Consider the following 18184-nt stretch of genomic DNA (forward strand, 5'->3'; position numbering starts at 1 on the left):
GTGATATGACTATACGACCAGCCAGATATCCCTGAGAGCTCAACGGGAGATGTCTCTAATGCGTAGCGTATGCCCCGCATCACAAGATTCTTCTTCAGGATCTGCAACATTCTCAGGAGCTCGTCTCAAACAGCAAGCCTATGGGCGTCTCATGAGGGATCAGGTTGAGTGAGTACATACCTTTTCAGGCAGAGATCGTGGATATCGATCGCGTGACACGTGACTCGTATCTCATATCTCTCCAGATACTTGACAGGGATGTGAGCTTCACCTACCGCCCGGGACAGTTTGTCATGGTATCGCTTTTTGGAATGGGCGAGTGCCCCATATCGATAGCATCGAGCCCGACGAGAAATGTGCTCCAGCTCTGCATCCGGAGGGCGGGGAGGATAACAAACGGAATAATGGATTCCATGATAGGTGATGTTCTGGGCATCCGCGGGCCGCTGGGGAATGGATTTCCTGTCGATAAAATGAATAAAAGGATTGTCATAGCAGGGGGCGGTTCCGGCTTCGCGACCCTGAGGTCTCTGATTAACTACATCGTGGACAGGAGAGATGAGTTCGAGGAGGTCTTTGTGGCATACGGAGCCAGAACCCGTCACGATCTGTACTTCATGCAGGAGTACAAGTCCTGGAAGATGGAGGGCATTGAGATCGAGCTGACAGTGGACGTCGGCGATGAATCCTGGAGGGGTAATGTCGGGATGGTTCCAGCGCTGCTAGATAAAATGGAGATATCACCACCTGCATCAGCTGCGATCTGCGGGCCGCTGCCGATGATCCAGGCGGTCACGAACAGGCTTCTGGAGAAGGGCTTCATGAAATCAGACGTATTTGTATCTATGGAGAGGCACATGAAATGCGGGATCGGAAAGTGCGAGCACTGCACCATCGGCCCATACCGTGTGTGCAGGGAGGGGCCGGTCTTCCCGTACAATATGATCAGCGAACTGCTCTGATCTCACCTTTTCCAGAAATCCGGAAGCAGGAGCACAAGTACCGTCATGATCTCGAGCCTGCCCATCCACATGCACAGAATGAGTATCGTCTTGCCCAGCGGATGTATGGCGGAGTAGTTCATGTAGGGACCCACAGGACCGAAACCAGGCCCAACGTTTCCGAGACATGATGCAACTGCTGAGAAGATCGCCTCCAGATTCATCGCTGGATCCGAATACGAGACCGCGGCGAGCGTGACGGATGCCAGGGCGAAGGTCAGCATGTATATCCCGAAGAAGCTGATCGTGGAGCGAACGATCTCCTCCTTGATAGCGGTATCATGAAGCTTTACCTGGATGACTGCCTTTGGATGTATTGCAAGCATGAGCTCTCTCTGAACGTATTTAAGAGTCAGCAGGACTCTTACGACCTTTATCGCGCCACCGGTTGATCCGGCGCATGCGCCCACAAACATCAGCAGCAGCAGCACGATCTTCGCAGCCGGAGACCATGTGTCGAAATTTGTTGTCGAGAAGCCTGTCGTGGTCATGATGGAGACGACCTGAAACAGCGCGTATCTTATGCGATCTGGAACAGGGCTCACCATGCCGGCAGTGGCAGCGATGAAGAGCGTGGAGATTATCACGATTAAAGAGTAGAGCCTGAACTCCGGATCTCTGATCAGGCTCATCCTGTCTTGGTATACGGTCTTGTAATGTAGCGCGAAGTTTGCTCCTGCCAGGAACATGAAAAGCACCAGTATGTATTCGATCACCGGGCTTCCGTAAGCCTCGATGCTCAGGGACTGGGGAGAGAATCCGCCTGTTGCCATCGTGGCGAATGTGTTGCATACAGCGTCGTAAAGCGGCATTCCAGCCACTTTGAGAAGGACAACCTCTATTATGGAGAGTGAGAGGTAGATCCCCCAGAGCAGCTCTGCGGTCTGCCTTATTCTGGGCGTCAGCGACTCCTTATCAGGCCCCGGGACCTCTGCCCTGTAAAGCTGTCTGCCTGCAACCCCGAGCCTGGGGAGTATCGCGATGAACAGGAGGATTATGCCCATTCCGCCCAGCCACTGGGAGAAGGACCTCCAGAAGAGGAGGCCATAGTACGTGGGCTGTTCGGAAAGCACCGGAGATACAGTTGTATTCGTTGTCGCCCAGAGAAGGTACTCGACGGACCCGGCAACGATAAATGCAACGCTCCGGTTTGCCAGCTCACCATCTATGATCCAGTACCCCTCGCTGTTGCTCTCAGTGAGCACAGATGCGCCGGTTGTGGTAAATCCGGACATCGATTCGAATAGTGAGTCTGTGAGCCCCATTCCAAGCAGCATGTAGGGTATCGCGCCTATCATCGCAGCTGTCAGCCAGCCGAATGCCACCAGCGCAAACCCGTTCTTTATGCTGAGCTCACCCATCTCGCCGTGCCTTCTGAGAAGAGAGCTGATCCCCATCGCGATTATTGATGTGAATGCGAAGGCCACCACTCCCTCGGGCTCTCTGTAGTATGCTGCGACCATGCCGGGAAAGAGCATCAGTATGCTGATTATCCTGAGCAGATCCCCGAACGAGTACAGGAGGATTTTTACGTTCATGCCGATGCCACTTGTATCCAGAGCTTGCTGGAGACCTCCCTGAGGCTCCAACACATCAGGTCCTGGGACATATCATACTCTTGATCATAAAGCTTAGCATTGCCGGTACCGGGTGGAAGCCAGGGAGAGCCGGGCTCACGGAGGTCCTCCTGCCGGGTTGGTCATGACATTGAGAAGGATACCGGTGGTCAGAGGGATATTCGGGCTCAAACACATGTCCGCCTGCAGGAGCTTGCAGCCTGATTCAGTGCGGATATCAGCGGCGTCCTGAAGCAGCGATCCGGCCAAAAAGGTTAAATGATTGAAGGACTATCATTGCTCCGCGCTCCGGTAGTGTAGCTCGGCCAATCATGAAGGACTCTCACTCCTTCGACTAGGGTTCAAATCCCTACCGGAGCACCATTCTTCCGGCAAAGCTGCAGTCATGCGGGTTTATTCGGATTGCAATTATCGCTTCGCTCTTATCCATCTGATAACTTGCCCGGAGAGGCAGCAGTCATGCTATGCGCTCCTGGTGAGCGGATGAGTGCATTCAGCAACCTACCGCATGACCTCCAAGTTGCTGAATACATAAGAGCGTTATCGCTTTCGTGCTCAGGAGTGCATGCTGCAGATCCAGCGATGGTTTGCGTGCTGAGCCGAACTCCGTTTATAAGTCTGGGTCCACATCGCGGTGTGGTCTCAAATGTCTGACATGCGTCATCGGTTAAGATCGACATGTGTATAATTGGACTTATAGTCCTATCTCGCCTCCGTACTGCTATCACGACTCAAGTCCACAGTCGGTCGATTTGAATCAATCTCTCCAATCTGGCGCGATCTCAATTTGTCAAATTTTATGGCAAATATATTTACAGAAAAACCTTAACCGATGATCAATGGAATGTCTTAACAGGCACTCGGAAATGATGGCTGTTTGTACTCCACGAATTCAATGGATGACGTCCAGCTCACCGAATCAATCCCAAGGCAATAGGTGCTCCTGAAGCAAGCGGGAATGCGGGCCAATAATATTAATAGTGATCTATATTTTAGATCGAGCAGAATTTATAAATATTATCGTCAACCTCACAATCTAGCCCAGGGCCTGCATCTTCGTGCCTGTGCGGAACTCAGCTTTGATGCCTGCTTTTAGAGTTTGTCCTTTCAGCCGCAGCACGTCGAGCATGGGTCCCTGGATGGAGGTTGATGCGTGTGCGGTTCATGTCCTATGAGGATCTCCCGAAGATAAGATTGCCGAACGGAAATGATGTCTTCATAAGCGACTCCACGCTTCGCGATGGGGCCCAGATGCCCGGAATTGTCATAACTCTGAGGGACCGGCTGAGGATATACGAATACCTTCACAGGATAGGCATAGAGAAGCTGGAGGTGTTCCTGTTCAGCAGCACCGATAAGAGGGCTGCAAGGGAGATGCTGGACAGGGGCTGCAACCCCGAGGTCACCGGCTGGAGCAGGGCGAACACGAATGACATAGATCTTGTTCTGGAGATGGACGGGATCAGAGAGACCGGCATACTGATGTCGATATCAGATCCTCACATACTGATAAAGATGGGGCTTCCAGGCAGGGAGGCTGCGCGGGAGATGTATCTGAGCGCGCTTCAGTATGCTGTCGACCATGGTCTCAGGACCAGAGCGCATCTGGAGGACATCACTCGCTCGGATCTGGAGGGATTTGTCTACCCTCTTGTGAGGGATATAATCGATATAGACAGGGATTGCACCATCCGCATCTGTGATACCCTCGGGTACGGGCTGCCGTTTGAGGGTCTGAGCGATCCGTACTCGATACCCAGCATGGTCCTGAGGCTGCGCGAGCTGGGAGTTAAAAATATAGAGACGCACATCCATGACGACTTCGGCTTTGGCACAGTGAACTCCATAGTTGGCTACTGGTACGGAGCAAACTGGTCGAACCTCACATTTCTGGGAATAGGGGAGAGAGCCGGCAACGCGGAGCTTGAGAAGGTTCTGCTGTTTCTTAAAACCAGGGTCGAGGGCTTCGAGAAGTACGACCTTTCATGCCTCACAGAGTTCGCCCAGTTCATGGAGGAGCATGTGGGCATAAGGGTGCCGAGGAACAAGGCAGTGGTTGGCAGGAACATATTCTCACACGAGAGCGGCATACACACAGCCGGCGTGATCCGGAACCCCTTCACCTACGAGCCGTATCCGCCGGAGATCGTGGGAGCGACCAGAAGCCTCATGATAGGTCCGACATCTGGCAGAGAGGTTCTGAAGATCAAGGTCGAGGAGGCGCTGAGAGAGCTCATGGATATGGATGTAAGTGTAGACAAGGATGACTGGCGGCTCAATCTAATACACTCCGAGATAAAGAGGCTGTACGATGAGGAGAAGAGAAGGTCATGCATATCTGACGAGGAGCTGAAGGCATATGTTGAGAAGTACTTCCTCTTCGAGTCGATATTCGAGAACGAGAGCCATAAAAGTGGGGATCCCATGCCGGACTGAGGGGTAGAGCCTGTGGAGAAGCAGCATCTACTAACGTAGATGCGCTGCCTCTACGCCAGCAGAAGCACACTGGATAACCAGATCCATGAAACCTTCGACTTGCTTCGATGACAGATCGAAGCGCAGGGAGCTCTTACCCTTCAGGGAAATGAGGAACGCTCTTATCCATCTGATAACTTGGCCCGAAGAGGCACCAGTCACACTATGCGTCCCTTCCGAGGGTATGAGTGCATTCCATGCGTCAGCGGTTAAGATCGACATGTGTAGAATTGGACTTCGCTCTTATGTGCGTAGCAACTTGCAGAGCATGCAATGTGGTCGCTGAAAGCATTCATTCGTCGAAACGAACGCATAGCATGACCTCTGCTTCTTCGGGCAAGTCATCAAATGGATAAGAGCGTTGGACTTAATAGTCTTATCCCGCATCAGTACTGCTATCACGACTCAAGTCCACAGGCGGTCGGTTTGAATCAGACTCTCCAATCTGGCGTGATCACAATTTGTCGAATTTCATGGTCAATCTATTTACAGAAAATCCTTAAACGATGACCAATGGAGTGCATTCAGCGACCAGCCCGCATGTCCTTCAAGTTGCTGAATACATAAGAGCGAGGAGGAATTCACCATTGGATGCTGTGTTGAATAATGTTTGAGAATACGATATCATAGGGCCAATTCATACAAATTGTGATTATAGTAAAAACCGATGGCGTTCAACCATATAGGCCTTAATTATCCAACACAGCACCACTGGACGAACATATTTATAGTAATTCTCGATAACATCCAGCGCTGTCCAGCGCACTCGCACGGTGAGATCGTCTCAAAAACAGCGTCATCGCAACATGTGTCTCTGCCAGGCGCTGCGGGGGAGGATTGCTGTTCTGAGAGATGTAATGCGGCATGGAATGTGAAGATGTCGGAGGGTGGTTGAGATATCGGAGCAATCTCTTGAGAGCGCTCTGGATGAGCTGGAGGAGATCGTCAGGGAGCTTGAGTCCGGAAGGCTCTCGCTCGACGAGAGCCTGGAGCTCTTCGAGCGGGGCATCCGGCTTGTGAGGATCTGCAGCTCCAAAATAGAGAGCGCAGAGCGCAGAATAGAATCGCTCACAGGCGTGATACCCGAGGATCTGCTCGAGTAACTCCCGCCAAGGTTCATGTGGTTGAATCGTCTGAGATGCAGGCTCTTGGCACTCGAACCAGGCGTAACCGGCATCTTTCTGCGAGATTACCGGTCCGGCGAACCACCGGCATGAGCCCCCCAACAAAAATACTGCCAGGCAGCTGATGCACGCACACCGCCTGAAGATCGGACACAGGAGAGGATTCCCATTAACCTCCTTGTTCGAGGATCTGCGAATGTGGCTGCATGTGTATGAGAGAAGCTTTATGCCAAAGAGCTGGGTTTCAGGAATCCTCAGGAGATCGATAGGCTGCGGAAACGCCAGTCCTCCGCTCCCATCGATCACTTTTTCTGGCCGATGACTCCCATGGCCATCAGCGATGCCCTCGCCTGGATCCTCACGATCATGTTCTCATCGTTCATCGCGTTCTGAAGCGGCTCTATCGCCCTGGGGTCCTTCAGCTCCCCGAGCACCCATGCAGCCCCGGCCCGTATGTTCTCGTCCGGGTCATCCAGTGCCTGAAGAATTCTGTCCAGGATCGCCGTGCCCCTCTCAGAGAGCTTGACCATTGCGTTGCTTCTCACAACATAGTCCTCATCTCTCATTGCCTCTATGAGGGCCTCGACTACCTCCGGCCCATCTCTGGCGGCCAGAACGCTCACAGCGTTCGATCTGACGAGCATGTTTCTGTCTCTGGTTGCCTCTATGAGACGATCTGTGGGCCACGATTCATCGGGCAGGACCTCGGGGACCTCGGGCTCATCGCCCTGATTTTTATCGGGGTTCATCTCCATGCTAAGATATGCAGCTATCCGGATACTTCAGCCTTTCCCAGCTCGAAAGCCCTCACGTTGGCATCGATGTACTTCCCCGGAACAGAGTCCCTGAGCGCATCCAGGAGCAGAGCCTCCTCGATCGGCATGAATCTGGACATGGCTCCAAGCATCACGATGTTCGCTGTCTGTGGATTTCCAGCCCTCTCTGCGATCTCTGTTGCATTTATGGCTATCACCCGTGCGACGCTTCTCAGAGGAGCGAGTATCTCCTCGATATCCGGGTACCTGAACTGTCCTGTGGTGACGGTGGTGGGAAGCACGGGCTTTGTGTTCACCAGAGCGACACCGCCTCTGGAAAGGTACCTGCCGTATCTGAGGGCTTCAGCCGGCTCCAGAGCCAGGAGGATATCTGCGCCGCCCTCGGGGACCATCGGGCCGTAGACACATCCTAGACGTGTGTGGTTTATGACGCTCCCGCCGCGCTGTGCCATTCCGTGTGTCTCTGCAGCCCTCACAGGAATGCCCGCCCTGAGCGCCGCCCTGCCTATGATCTCCGAGATGAGGATCACGCCCTGTCCACCAACACCAACTATCACCATATCGCACTTCGATGTCCTCATTTCACCACCTCTATCGCGCCCTTCGGGCAGATCTGCGCACAGACCCCACATCCGGTGCAGAGCTGATTGATGAACGCTTTCTCATCGAACTCTATAGCTGGACAGTTAAACTCGACACACTGTCTGCATCCCACACACTTATCTGTGACCCGGTAGCGTCTGAATCTCTCACCCTTTCTTCTGAGCAGTATTCTGCATGGTGCTTTCGATATGACCACGGAGAGCCCTGAAAAATCTCTTGCACGCGTGAAGGCATCAACGCTCTCCTCCAGGTTGTATGGATCGACGCATTCAACATGGCCAGCTCCGAGAGCCCTCGCGATCCCCTCCAGGGATATGCGCACCGTATCCTCGCCTGTCGCGGTCACCCCTGTGCCGGGATGTGGCTGATGACCGGTCATCGCTGTCGTCGAGTTGTCGAGTATCGCCACCGTCATCCTGGATTTGTTGTAGGCCGCGTTCAGCAGCCCTGTCATTCCCGCATGCAGGAATGTCGAGTCGCCTATGCAGCAGCATATCGGTCGCTCGTCGCCGCCGAACCGGATGCCTGAGCCGATTGTGATGCTTGCGCCCATGCACAGGCACGTGTCCACAGTGCCCATCGAGATCCCGATGGTGTAGCATCCGATGTCGTTGGTGTATATCGCGTCCTTTCCGAACGCCTTTCGCATGGCGTAATACGCAGCTCTGTGCCCACATCCCGGGCAGAGCGATGGCGGCCTAGGCGGGACGATCCCGGTGCCGGGGAGATCCTTCGGCACGATAGCGCTCATGCCAAGCATCCTCGCGATCGCATTTCTCACTGTGAGGAGATCCAGCTCGCCAGCTCTGGGGATATCACCGCTACTCTTCCCCAGGATCTCCAGCTCCGGATTGCAGCGCCTCGCGACGATCTCGACCATCTCCTCGACCACGGGCTCGAGCTCCTCGACCACCATGACTTTAGATGTGTTTTTCACGATCTCCTCGATCATGCGCGATGGGGCTGGATATGTACCTATCCGGAGAAGAGAGAGATCTGCGCCAAGGTTTGCCAGAGCCTCCTCTGCGTAGAGCCCTGCTATGCCTGAGGCTATCACACCCACATCTCCTTTCAGGACGAGCCTGTTCCATGGCGCGGATTCGAGCTCTCTCTCGATATCTCTCTGCTTATCGATCAGCGCCCTGTGGAGCGGCCTCGCATTTACAGGCAGGGAGACACGCCGCGCAGGATCCTTTCTGAATCCGCGACCCCTTCTCCTCCCCTCAGGTATCTCGCCCGTCTCAACATCAGATCTCGCGTGCGAGACGCGTGTCGTGGGGCGGAGCAGCACAGGCACGCTGAAACGCTCTGAGAGGTCGAAGGCGTAGATCGTCATATCCTTCGCCTCCTGCGGGTCCGCGGGATCGAGGCAGGGGACAGATGCGAACTGGGCGTACCGCCTTGTATCCTGCTCGTTCTGAGACGAGTGGCAGTACGGATCGTCCGCAGAGACTATGACAAGACCCGCATCGACCCCGAGATACGCCAGCGTCATGAATGGGTCAGCTGCAACATTCAGGCCGACGTGCTTCATCGTTGCGACGGATCTCGTTCCAGCCCAGGACCCGCCTATTGCGACCTCAAGAGCAGCCTTCTCATTGACTGACCACTCGACATGAATGTCGTACCTGGATGCGATACCTGAAAGGGTATCTATGATCTCAGAAGATGGGGTTCCCGGATAGCCGGCTGCAAGGCCTGCGCCTGCCTCCAGGACCCCTCTTGCGATTGCCACGTTGCCCAGAAGATATTCTCGCATGGAAAGACCTTCCTAGGGTGGTAGCCTGTGCTTATGATTTATAGATCCAGTGGCTGAAGCGGGCGATCTGCAGGTTATGGAATCCTCCAATCGGTAGGTTAAGGATTTTATGTAAATATATTGACCACGAAATTTGACAAATTGAGACCGCGCCAGATTGGAGAGTTTGGTTCAAATCGACCGCCTGTGGACTTGTGTCCTGATAGCAGTACTGAGGCGAGATAAGACTATTAAGTCCAACGCTCTTATCCATTTGATGACTTGCCCGAAGGAGCAGGGGTCATGCTATGCGTTCGTTTCGACGAATGAATGCTTTCACCGACCACATTGCATGCTCTGCAAGTTGCTACGCACATAAGAGCGAAGTCCAATTCTACACATGTCGATCTTAACCGATGACGTATGGGATTCTCCGGGCAGATGGAACATCTCCTGTTTAGGGGGATCTGCAGCGCGCTCAATGGCAGGATCGATTGTGCGAATGGGCTTTGATCGGCCTCCTGCAGAACCCGTTTCACAGCTGGATCAGATGACTGCAGCTATCTGCTCAGGTTGATGCTGCTTTTTATTATTTTAAGAGCGCAGTAATCGCCGCACATAGTGCAAACCCTGCTATCAGCAGGCTCTCTCTCAGCCCGTATCTGCCTGGCTCGCTGTGAGTCCAGTGCGAGATCAAACTGCCTCTCCCAGAGCAGATCTCTTCTTGCTCTGCCCATCTCCAGATCCCGGTCCCTCATGCCGAGCTTGATCATGTCCCCGATGTGAGCAGCGATCCTCGCTGCGATGACCCCCTCCCTCACATCCTCAGGGGTGGGAAGTGCAAGGTGCTCTGCAGGCGTGACATAGCAGATGAAGTCTGCGCCGTATGCACTTGAGAGGCTTGCCCCAACAGCGGCCACGATATGATCGTAGCCCGGAGCTATATCTGTCACCAGGGGACCCAGCATGTAGAACGGCCGCTCGTTTGTCATGCGCTTCATGATCCTTATGTTAGCCTCTATCTCATCAACAGGTATGTGTCCCGGCCCCTCGACGATCGTCTGGACGCCAGCAGCCTGCGCTCTGTCCGCGAGCTCCGCATTGATCACAAGCTCCTGTATCTGAGCCCTGTCGGTCGAGTCGTGGATCGCGCCTGCACGCATGCCGTTTCCGAGGCTCAGGGTCACCTCATGCTCCTTGAGTATCTCAAGAAGATAGTCGAATTCGCTGTACAGCGGGTTCTCCTTTTCGTTATGAAGCATCCAGGCTATCATGAAGGCGCCGCCGCGGCTGCAGAGCCCTCCGAACCTGCCGCCCTGTGCCCTCAGGCGCTCCAGACAGATTCTGTTTATGCCTGTGTGTATCGCCATGAAGTTCGTGCCCATCCGCGCCTGCTCATCAACAGCCCGGAAGAGCTCGTCCTCTGTCATGTCAACTCCGGCCCCGTGCTTTCTTATCGCCTCGATGAAGGCCTGATAAAGAGGAACACTGCCGACACTGAGGCTCGTCGCCTCTATCACCCTCCTCCGGATCTCGTGCAGGTCACCGCCTGTCGAGAGCTCCATCAGAGTGTCAGCCCCTGCGCTCTCTGCAACACGCGCCTTTTCGACCTCCATCTCCACATCCACGATGTCTGAGCTTGTACCTATGGATGCGTTCACCTTCGTGCGCAGACCTTTTCCTATGCCCACCGGCCTGGTCTCTCTGTAAGGGGAGACAGGTATCACTATTCTTCCGGTTGCGATACCTCTGCATATGAACTCAGGAGTCTTTCCCTCCACCTGCGCCACATATCTCATCTCATCGTTCAGCCTTCCTGCTGCTGCATCCTCAAGCATACCCATGCAATCACCGATATCCGGGAGAGTAAATTTTTATTTAAAGGTTTTTAAACAAAAAAGTTTACTTCTGAGCAATAAATTTTGTCTTATGCAGGTTGTGGGTAACAGAAAAGCAGGCAGAAGACCCCCTCTCCTTTAGGGGAAGTCATATCCCCTATCATTGAGATCGAGTGCATTTGACATTGGTATTCATGAGTTGCTGCCACTGGAAATTCCTGAAAGTCAATTCGTTGAACTGAGATGCGACCGGTTGATGTGGGTCTGTATAAACGGTTGTTTTTCGTATGGATGATGGAGTTCGGTAGTGCATCATGTTTTCCCAGACAGGCCAATTGGCTGCTAAGTAAAAAATATATATCCAGAAGATCTGCTACATGCTCCGAATCGGAGGGTATCGATTGAGTGGTGCAGGGTTGAGGCACTGCAGCCATCTCGAGGAGGAAGTTCTGGCCCTGATCGGCAGCAATGGGATCGTGCAGTCTGAGCTCGCGAGGCTTCTTGGCATAAGCAGCAGCAAGTGCTCGCGTATCGTGTGCAGGATGGAGAGAAGGGGGCTTGTGAAAAGGAGCAGGACCACCTTCAGGGGGAGGAGGACCTATCTTGTTATGATGAGTTCTTCACAGTGCAGACCAATCGACAGCTACTTAGCGGAGCTGTATGTCTTTTTCCTTGTGAGATCTTCTCGCGGGACTGGAAATCGGAGGCGCTCTTCTTGATCCTCCTGGAGATCATGCGCCCTGCGAACTGCGCGATGGCAGGGGCTGCTTCGCTCACAGGCATGATTGCATCAGGCGCAATCCCGCAGTCTTTGCGTATTCCTGCTCTGGTCTTCTTCGCGGTGTTTCTCATCACAGGCGGAGGCAATGCGATAAACGACTACTTCGACAGGGAGATCGATGCGGTAAACCGGCCCGAGCGGCCAATACCGAGCGGCAGGATCTCCCCGAGTGCTGCTCTGATGTGGTCGGTGACGCTCTTCGTCGCGGGATGTATTATCTCGGGGATGATAAATCAGAGCTGCCTGGCGCTAGCGGTGTTGAACTCATCTGTGCTCATCATCTATGCTGCGAGACTCAAGGGGCTGCCCGCAGCGGGCAACATCGCGGTCTCGTATCTCACAGGCACCACCTTCCTGTTCGGCGGGCTTGCTGCGATGCCTTCGAGCATAACAGCCTATCTCTCCATCCTCTCAGCCCTCGCAACCCTGAGCAGGGAGATCGTCAAGGATATTGAGGATCTTCCGGGAGATCTTGCGCATGGGGCGAAAACTCTTCCCGCGTTCATCGGAGAGAGAAAATCATTCATCACGGCATCTCTGGCTCTGATCGTGGCAGTAATGCTGAGCTATCTCGTGCCGCTGGGTATCGAGTATCTGGTGGCTGTCAGCACAGCCAATATTGCGTTTCTCGTCTCCATGAACAGAATGCTCCGGGGCGACGCCTCCGGATCTCAGAGGTGGATAAAGATGGGAATGGCGCTGGCACTGACGGCTTTCCTGCTGGGCTCTCTGCTGTAACATCAGAGCCAGAAATGCACTGGGTGTGAGCAGGCCGAAAATCGCAACGTGTATGGCGTTCATTGAGGCGTGCGCGATTTTGTGCTATCTCATGCAATTGGTCGTCGGTTAAGCCCAGCATTCGTCAGTGAACCGAGATATGTTTGCATGCTGGTCGAGTGCGTCACACAAGCTAATTTCGATTAAAGTCATTGAGGAGACCTGAGTCCGAGGTAGCCAAGGATGTTAGAGAGCAGGTAGCTTGAATTCTCGGCAAATGAGTTAGCCCATCTGAGCTGCGTGAACTTTGCGATTCGCTCTTATCCATCTGATAACTTGGCCCAAAGAGGCACCAGTCACGCTATGCGTTCCTTCCGAGGGTATGAGTGCATTCAGCAACCGGCCTGCATGTCCTTCAAGTTGCTGAATACATAAGAGCGAGGACTATAATCTTTCCGGATGGAATCTCCTGCCCATGCCTGAATACCGGAATCCGCATGCCCCTCTCCCACCCACGGATGGAGAAGGGTTTATACCATCCTGTGCATCTCTCATCGGGGGCAGTCTGTGTCGTACGATCCTGTTTCAAAATGGGAGGAGTTCATCCGATCCAGGTACTGGGACGCTCTCCTGAAGCTGGCGGAGTCGTATCCATCAACAAGAAGCCTGATTGTGAATTTTACGGATCTCGACAGATACGACACAGAGTTCGCGGACGACCTTCTTGAGAATCCTGATGTGATGTTTGACGCAGCGCACACTGCCCTTCAGGAGATCGTGCTTCCTGTGGATGTGGATCTGAGCGGGGCGCATGTGAGGGTCGTGAACCTGCCGCAGCACCTCAAGACAAGGGATCTCAGAAGCGATCACATCGGGAAGCTCATAGCCATCGAGGGCCAGGTCAGGACAGCGACAGAGGTAAGGCCGAAGATACTAAGGGCTGCATATGAGTGCCAGCGGTGCGGGCATGTCTTTTACGTCGATCAGTCAGGGACGAAGTTCGTAGAGCCGTATGAGTGCCCAAACGAGGCATGCGACAGAAGAGGGCCGTTCAGGTTGCTCCCGAAGAGATCGCACTTCGTCGACGCGCAGAAGGTTCGCGTTCAGGAATCGCCGGAGGATCTCAGGGGAGGAGAGCAGCCCCAGACACTGGACGTGGAGCTTGGCGACGATCTCGTTGGCAGGATCTTCCCCGGGGACAGGGTGATAATCAACGGCATCCTGAGGTCTTATCAGAGGACGACACAGAGCGGAAAGAGCACGTACTTCGATCTGTTTCTTGATGGAATCAGCATCGAGATGATGGAGCAGGAGTTCGAGGAGATCGAGATATCGCCGGAGGATGAGAAACGAATTCTGGAGCTGAGCAGAGATCCAGACGTCTACGGAAAGATAGTGAGATCGATCGCTCCATCCATCTATGGCTACGAGGATGTGAAGGAGGCCCTGGCCCTCCAGCTCGTCTCCGGCTTCTCCAAGCGGCTTCCTGACGGGGCAAGGATCAGAGGAGACATTCACATACTCCTGGTGGGAGATCCGGGGGTTGCAAAATCGCAGCTTCTGAGGTACATGGCGAAGCTCTCCCCAAGGGGCATATACACATCCGGGAAGAGCTCGACATCTGCCGGCCTCACAGCAACTGCGATAAAGGACGAGCTCGGAGACGGGAGGTGGACCATAGAGGCCGGAGCTCTGGTGCTCGCTGATAAGGGCATCGCGGCAGTGGATGAGATGGACAAGATGAGCCCGGATGACCGCTCAGCTCTGCACGAGGCCATGGAGCAGCAGACGATCAGCGTTGCAAAGGCAGGCGTCATGGCAACCCTGAAGTCAAGGTGCGCGCTGCTCGCAGCTGCAAACCCGAAGATGGGGAGGTTCGACAAGTACGAGCCGATAGCGCCGCAGATAAACCTCACTCCAGCCCTGATGTCAAGGTTCGATCTGATATTCGTTCTGACCGATGAGCCGAATGCTGAAAGGGATGCGCACATAGCCACCCACATCCTGAGGAGCAACTACGCCGGGGAACTCTCGAGCCAGAGGAGCATCAATCCATCAATAAACGATGAGGATATCGAGAGCGCCACGGAGATCATAAAGCCGGAGATAGAGCCGGAGCTGCTCAGGAAGTATGTGGCCTATGCCAGGAAGAACATATTCCCAACGCTCACGGAGGTGGCGATGGAGAGGTTCAAGGAGTACTACATCAGCCTCAGGAGCCAGGGGCAGGATGGAAACAAGCCGGTGCCTGTCACGGCAAGACAGCTCGAGGCGCTCATACGTCTCGGAGAGGCCAGCGCCAGGCTGAGGCTCAGCAACCGGATCACAGAGGATGATGTCGATCGGGTTATACGAATCGTTGAGTCGTGCCTGAAGAAGGTGGGTGTCGATCCGGAGACGGGGATGCTGGATGCGGATGTGATCAGCATAGGGATAAGCAAGAGCACCAGGGACAAGACAAAGATGATGCTCAACATAGTCAGGGAGCTCGGAGGTAAGGAGGGCGCCCAGATCGATGACGTACTCGACAGGGCTGAGGCCGAGGGCATTGGCAGGGACAGGGCTGAGGAGATTATCTCGCGCCTTAGGCAGGAGGGATCCCTGATACAGACGACCAGGGGCACTCTGAGGGCCGTGTGACTGGTGTTGAGATCTCTCCTGTCAACTGATACCGCCAAGAGATCGTGGAACTTTCCTTCCGAAGTGGGCATCTGAGCGATAGTCTTAATATTTACGAATTTCCACCCGATTTCATGCCACCGCCGGTCATAGCAACAGTCGGCGGAGGGGGCACGCGGTTATACCCTCTCACGCTCTGCCAGCCGAAGCCCCTGGTGGAGGTATGCGACACTGCGATAATAGCAGTTCTCTTCAGGATCCTCGCCATCCAGGGGTGCAGGAGGTTCATACTTGGCAGCAAGGGATTCGAGAACACGCTTGCTTTATCGAACTACTTCAAGGCAGGAGAGGGTTTCTTCAAGCGTCTTGGCATAGATGACCACGAGGAGTTCAGCTACCAGCCGCAGTACGAGGATCACGGCAGCGCAGATTCCCTCAGGTACTGCATGCGATACTTCTCCATCGACGAGGATGTTCTGGTCGTCTCCGGCGATAACCTCATAGATATCGACCTGGAGGACTTCATAGCGTATCACAGGCGCAGGAATCCGATTCTCACCGTGGCGCTGAAGGAGCTGCCCCGCGAGGAGAGCATCTCCCAGTACGGGGTAGCAGAGCTGGAGAGCGATATGCGCATACGCCGGTTCGTCGAGAAGCCTAAGGCAGGCACAGAGCCGAGCAGGATGATAAACACCGCCTTCTACATATTCTCCCCTGAGATAAGAGATGTCCTCGCAGAGATGGGCGACAAGTCCCGTGATATCGGGGGCGATCTGATACCGTATCTCACCGAGAACGGCTACGATGTCTATGGCTATCCTCTCAGGGGCTACTGGATAGACATCGGTACCCCGGAGAGGCTTCTTCAGGCCACCATGAACGTCCTCTCCGGAAATGTGCGGCATTTCACCTTCCGGCACCCATACAGGGAGAACCAGTGGATTCATCCATCGACCCTGAAGCGCATAGGCCGGATGCTGGAGCGTGGCGATATCGAGCTCAGGGGCAGCGTCTTCCTGGGAAGAGACTGTCGCATCGAGCCCGGGGTCGTCATAGAGAACTCGCATGTTGGGCACACCTGCATGATCGAGAGGGATGTTGAGATAAGAAACAGCGCGGTAATGAGCTTCTCAAACATAATGCACGGAGTTCGGCTGAACCGCGCTGTTGTGGGCAGATACTCCACAATCGAGGCACACAGCGTGCTGGACTCGGATCAGTCCAACGGGAGGAAGGGCATACCTGTGGTCGGCGATAACGTGCGGCTGCAGAAAGAGTCTGTTGTGGGTCCGGGCACCAGGGTTGCACCTCTGAGGTACAGCCACATGATCCTCGCCACCGGCAAGTTCCTCGAGCTCGGCTCGGACGAGAGAAACATCTACTTCACGCAGAGATCGCAAACTCCGGCATGAACACAGAGGCAATCCTGCACCCGCGTCTGCAGTCAGATCCTCACGACCTCAATCCCAGCCTGCTCCAGGAACCTCAGAGCCTCCTCGTCGGGGTACTGATTCCTGTAAACAACCCTGCGTATTCTCGCGTTTATCATCATCTTGGCGCAGAGTATGCATGGCTGGTGGGTGCAGTAGAGCGTCGCCCCCTCGATGCTCACTCCATGTAGAGCAGCCTGGATTATGGCGTTCTGCTCCGCATGGACTGCACGGCATAGCTCATGCCTCGTCCCGCTCTCCACCCTCTCCCTCAGACATCCCACGACATCACAGTGCTCCAGCCCTGTAGGAGCTCCGTTGTAGCCTGTCGACAGGATGCGCTTGTCCCGCACAATCACCGCGCCCACTCTGTTTCTCAGACAGGTGGATCGCTTTGACACAACCGCTGCGATCTCCATGAAGTACTCGTCCAGGCCGGGTCGGTCCATCGATCCGGTCTTAAACAGAGGAATTGATATTGCTTCCGGTCGCCGGTATATCCTGGACTAACCCCGCAGCCTCCATGAAAAAGATGTTTGTGGGGTGGGGGTAACAGCTGCAGATGTGGAAGACAGAACGTGGCTCTCAGGGCGTATGGGGGAAGGCCTCTGATGCTCCCCCTGAATCGCACTGCTACGCAGCGTTCAGCATGTACAGCACCACAGATGCCATCATCCACTCCCCCTCAACGAGCAGATCGAGAACCGCAGGGTTCCGCCTTCTCCTCAGGTATGCGATGTATGCGTATCCGTAGAGGGTGAGGGCCAGGGCAATCTCTCTGCCATCTCCTGGAAGGAGCAGCGAGACCGGCAGGATCGCTGTGTTCAGAAGAAGCAGCAGAAGAACCGTCAGCTTCTCTCCAAGGATCACGGGCATCGTGCGCACGCCGCTGATTCTATCGCCCGCGACATCGCGTATGTCGTAGAGAACTGTGTCGATGAACGTCTTGATGAATATGAAATACAGCACAGGGATCCATGAATCGCTGTGACCGCTATAAAGCACCGGAATGAGAACCGTCACCACTGCCCATGCAGACCCAACGACAATGTTCTTCATCACCGGTATATCCTTCAGCCTCGGCAGCCACGGAAGCAGACGCATCCCGTAAAAGGCGTTTGCGATCACCGGCACGAATACCAGAGGCAGAGCTGCAGGTCTCACATAAGCCATGATGAGAGCGGCTGCGATGTAAGCGGAGAGCGCCAGAGCCAGAAAGATCCTCCTCCGCGAATAGAGGAACTTCTTCCTCGACGGCATGTTCGAGACGTCCCGGTCGAGATCCACAAGCTTGTCCAGCGTGTAAACACTGAAAGACACGAGAAATACCGAGAGGCAGATCGTCATGCTCGGCTCGATTCCAAGCAGAATGCTCGCCATGTATGTTTTGAAGAAGCCTGTTCCTCCGATGAACAGAGAGGTCACAGCAAGGAATGCAAGCAGCCTCTCCGCAGCATCTACCGCATCTCTGCACACCATATAAAAAAACTTAAATGGAATTACCT

14 protein-coding genes and 1 tRNA gene are annotated in these 18184 nt (G+C 54.4%); 8 read left to right on the forward strand and 7 right to left on the reverse strand.

Annotated elements, in window-relative coordinates; translation table 11 throughout:
• Positions 1–164: 164 nt before the first annotated feature.
• Positions 165–962, forward strand: coding sequence for an FAD/NAD(P)-binding protein (locus QHG98_04855; GenBank protein ID MDH7597060.1), 798 nt, complete (start codon positions 165–167; stop codon positions 960–962).
• 2 nt (positions 963–964) lie between these two features.
• On the opposite strand, the gene QHG98_04860 is transcribed toward QHG98_04855, so the two are convergent.
• Entirely contained in the window at positions 965–2539 is a 1575-nt protein-coding gene (locus QHG98_04860) for a TrkH family potassium uptake protein (protein MDH7597061.1), read from the reverse strand.
• 324 nt (positions 2540–2863) lie between these two features.
• Here QHG98_04860 and QHG98_04865 point away from each other — a divergent pair.
• From QHG98_04865 to xseB, 3 genes are all read left to right on the forward strand, one after another.
• Positions 2864–2941: transfer RNA gene (locus tag QHG98_04865), tRNA-Glu, on the forward strand.
• Positions 2942–3727: 786 nt separating this feature from the next.
• On the forward strand, positions 3728–5014 hold the full coding sequence (locus QHG98_04870) for an isopropylmalate synthase (protein MDH7597062.1): 1287 nt from the start codon (positions 3728–3730) through the stop codon (positions 5012–5014).
• 926 nt (positions 5015–5940) lie between these two features.
• On the forward strand, positions 5941–6156 hold the full coding sequence (xseB, locus tag QHG98_04875; protein MDH7597063.1) for an exodeoxyribonuclease VII small subunit: 216 nt from the start codon (positions 5941–5943) through the stop codon (positions 6154–6156).
• Between the two features lie 323 nt (positions 6157–6479).
• On the opposite strand, the gene QHG98_04880 is transcribed toward xseB, so the two are convergent.
• From QHG98_04880 to thiC, 4 genes are all read right to left on the reverse strand, one after another.
• The gene (locus tag QHG98_04880; GenBank protein MDH7597064.1) at positions 6480–6932 is read right to left on the reverse strand and encodes a HEAT repeat domain-containing protein; all 453 of its coding nucleotides are present in this window, start codon (positions 6930–6932) and stop codon (positions 6480–6482) included.
• Between the two features lie 14 nt (positions 6933–6946).
• A complete protein-coding gene (gene iorB / locus QHG98_04885) occupies positions 6947–7534 on the reverse strand; it encodes an indolepyruvate ferredoxin oxidoreductase subunit beta (GenBank protein ID MDH7597065.1) in 588 nt (195 codons plus the stop codon).
• Positions 7531–9315, reverse strand: coding sequence for an indolepyruvate ferredoxin oxidoreductase subunit alpha (gene iorA, locus QHG98_04890; protein MDH7597066.1), 1785 nt, complete (start codon positions 9313–9315; stop codon positions 7531–7533). Before iorA ends, iorB begins: the two co-directional genes overlap by 4 nt.
• 539 nt (positions 9316–9854) lie before the next feature.
• A complete protein-coding gene (gene thiC, locus QHG98_04895; GenBank protein MDH7597067.1) occupies positions 9855–11138 on the reverse strand; it encodes a phosphomethylpyrimidine synthase ThiC in 1284 nt (427 codons plus the stop codon).
• Positions 11139–11509: 371 nt separating this feature from the next.
• Here thiC and QHG98_04900 point away from each other — a divergent pair, with 371 nt between their 5' ends.
• From QHG98_04900 to QHG98_04915, 4 genes are all read left to right on the forward strand, one after another.
• Positions 11510–11851 (forward strand): MarR family transcriptional regulator, encoded by a 342-nt coding sequence (locus QHG98_04900; protein MDH7597068.1) that lies wholly within the window; start codon positions 11510–11512, stop codon positions 11849–11851.
• Complete coding sequence (locus QHG98_04905) at positions 11848–12651, forward strand: geranylgeranylglycerol-phosphate geranylgeranyltransferase (GenBank protein ID MDH7597069.1); 804 nt, start codon at positions 11848–11850, stop codon at positions 12649–12651. The genes QHG98_04900 and QHG98_04905 overlap by 4 nt, the downstream gene beginning before the upstream one ends.
• Before the next feature lie 546 nt (positions 12652–13197).
• Positions 13198–15270 carry a minichromosome maintenance protein MCM gene (locus tag QHG98_04910; protein ID MDH7597070.1) on the forward strand — a complete coding sequence of 691 codons (2073 nt, stop codon included), beginning with the start codon at positions 13198–13200 and terminating at the stop codon, positions 15268–15270.
• 113 nt (positions 15271–15383) lie between these two features.
• Positions 15384–16661 (forward strand): NDP-sugar synthase, encoded by a 1278-nt coding sequence (locus tag QHG98_04915; protein ID MDH7597071.1) that lies wholly within the window; start codon positions 15384–15386, stop codon positions 16659–16661.
• 32 nt (positions 16662–16693) lie between these two features.
• Here the strand turns inward: QHG98_04915 and QHG98_04920 are convergent, their stop codons facing one another.
• Both QHG98_04920 and QHG98_04925 read right to left on the reverse strand, forming a co-directional pair.
• On the reverse strand, positions 16694–17128 hold the full coding sequence (locus QHG98_04920) for a dCMP deaminase family protein (protein MDH7597072.1): 435 nt from the start codon (positions 17126–17128) through the stop codon (positions 16694–16696).
• 184 nt (positions 17129–17312) lie between these two features.
• A complete protein-coding gene (locus tag QHG98_04925) occupies positions 17313–18158 on the reverse strand; it encodes a UbiA family prenyltransferase (protein ID MDH7597073.1) in 846 nt (281 codons plus the stop codon).
• Positions 18159–18184 lie beyond the last annotated feature (26 nt).

Origin of the sequence: Methanothrix sp., assembly GCA_029907715.1 — an archaeon.
Lineage (GTDB): Archaea > Halobacteriota > Methanosarcinia > Methanotrichales > Methanotrichaceae > Methanothrix_B.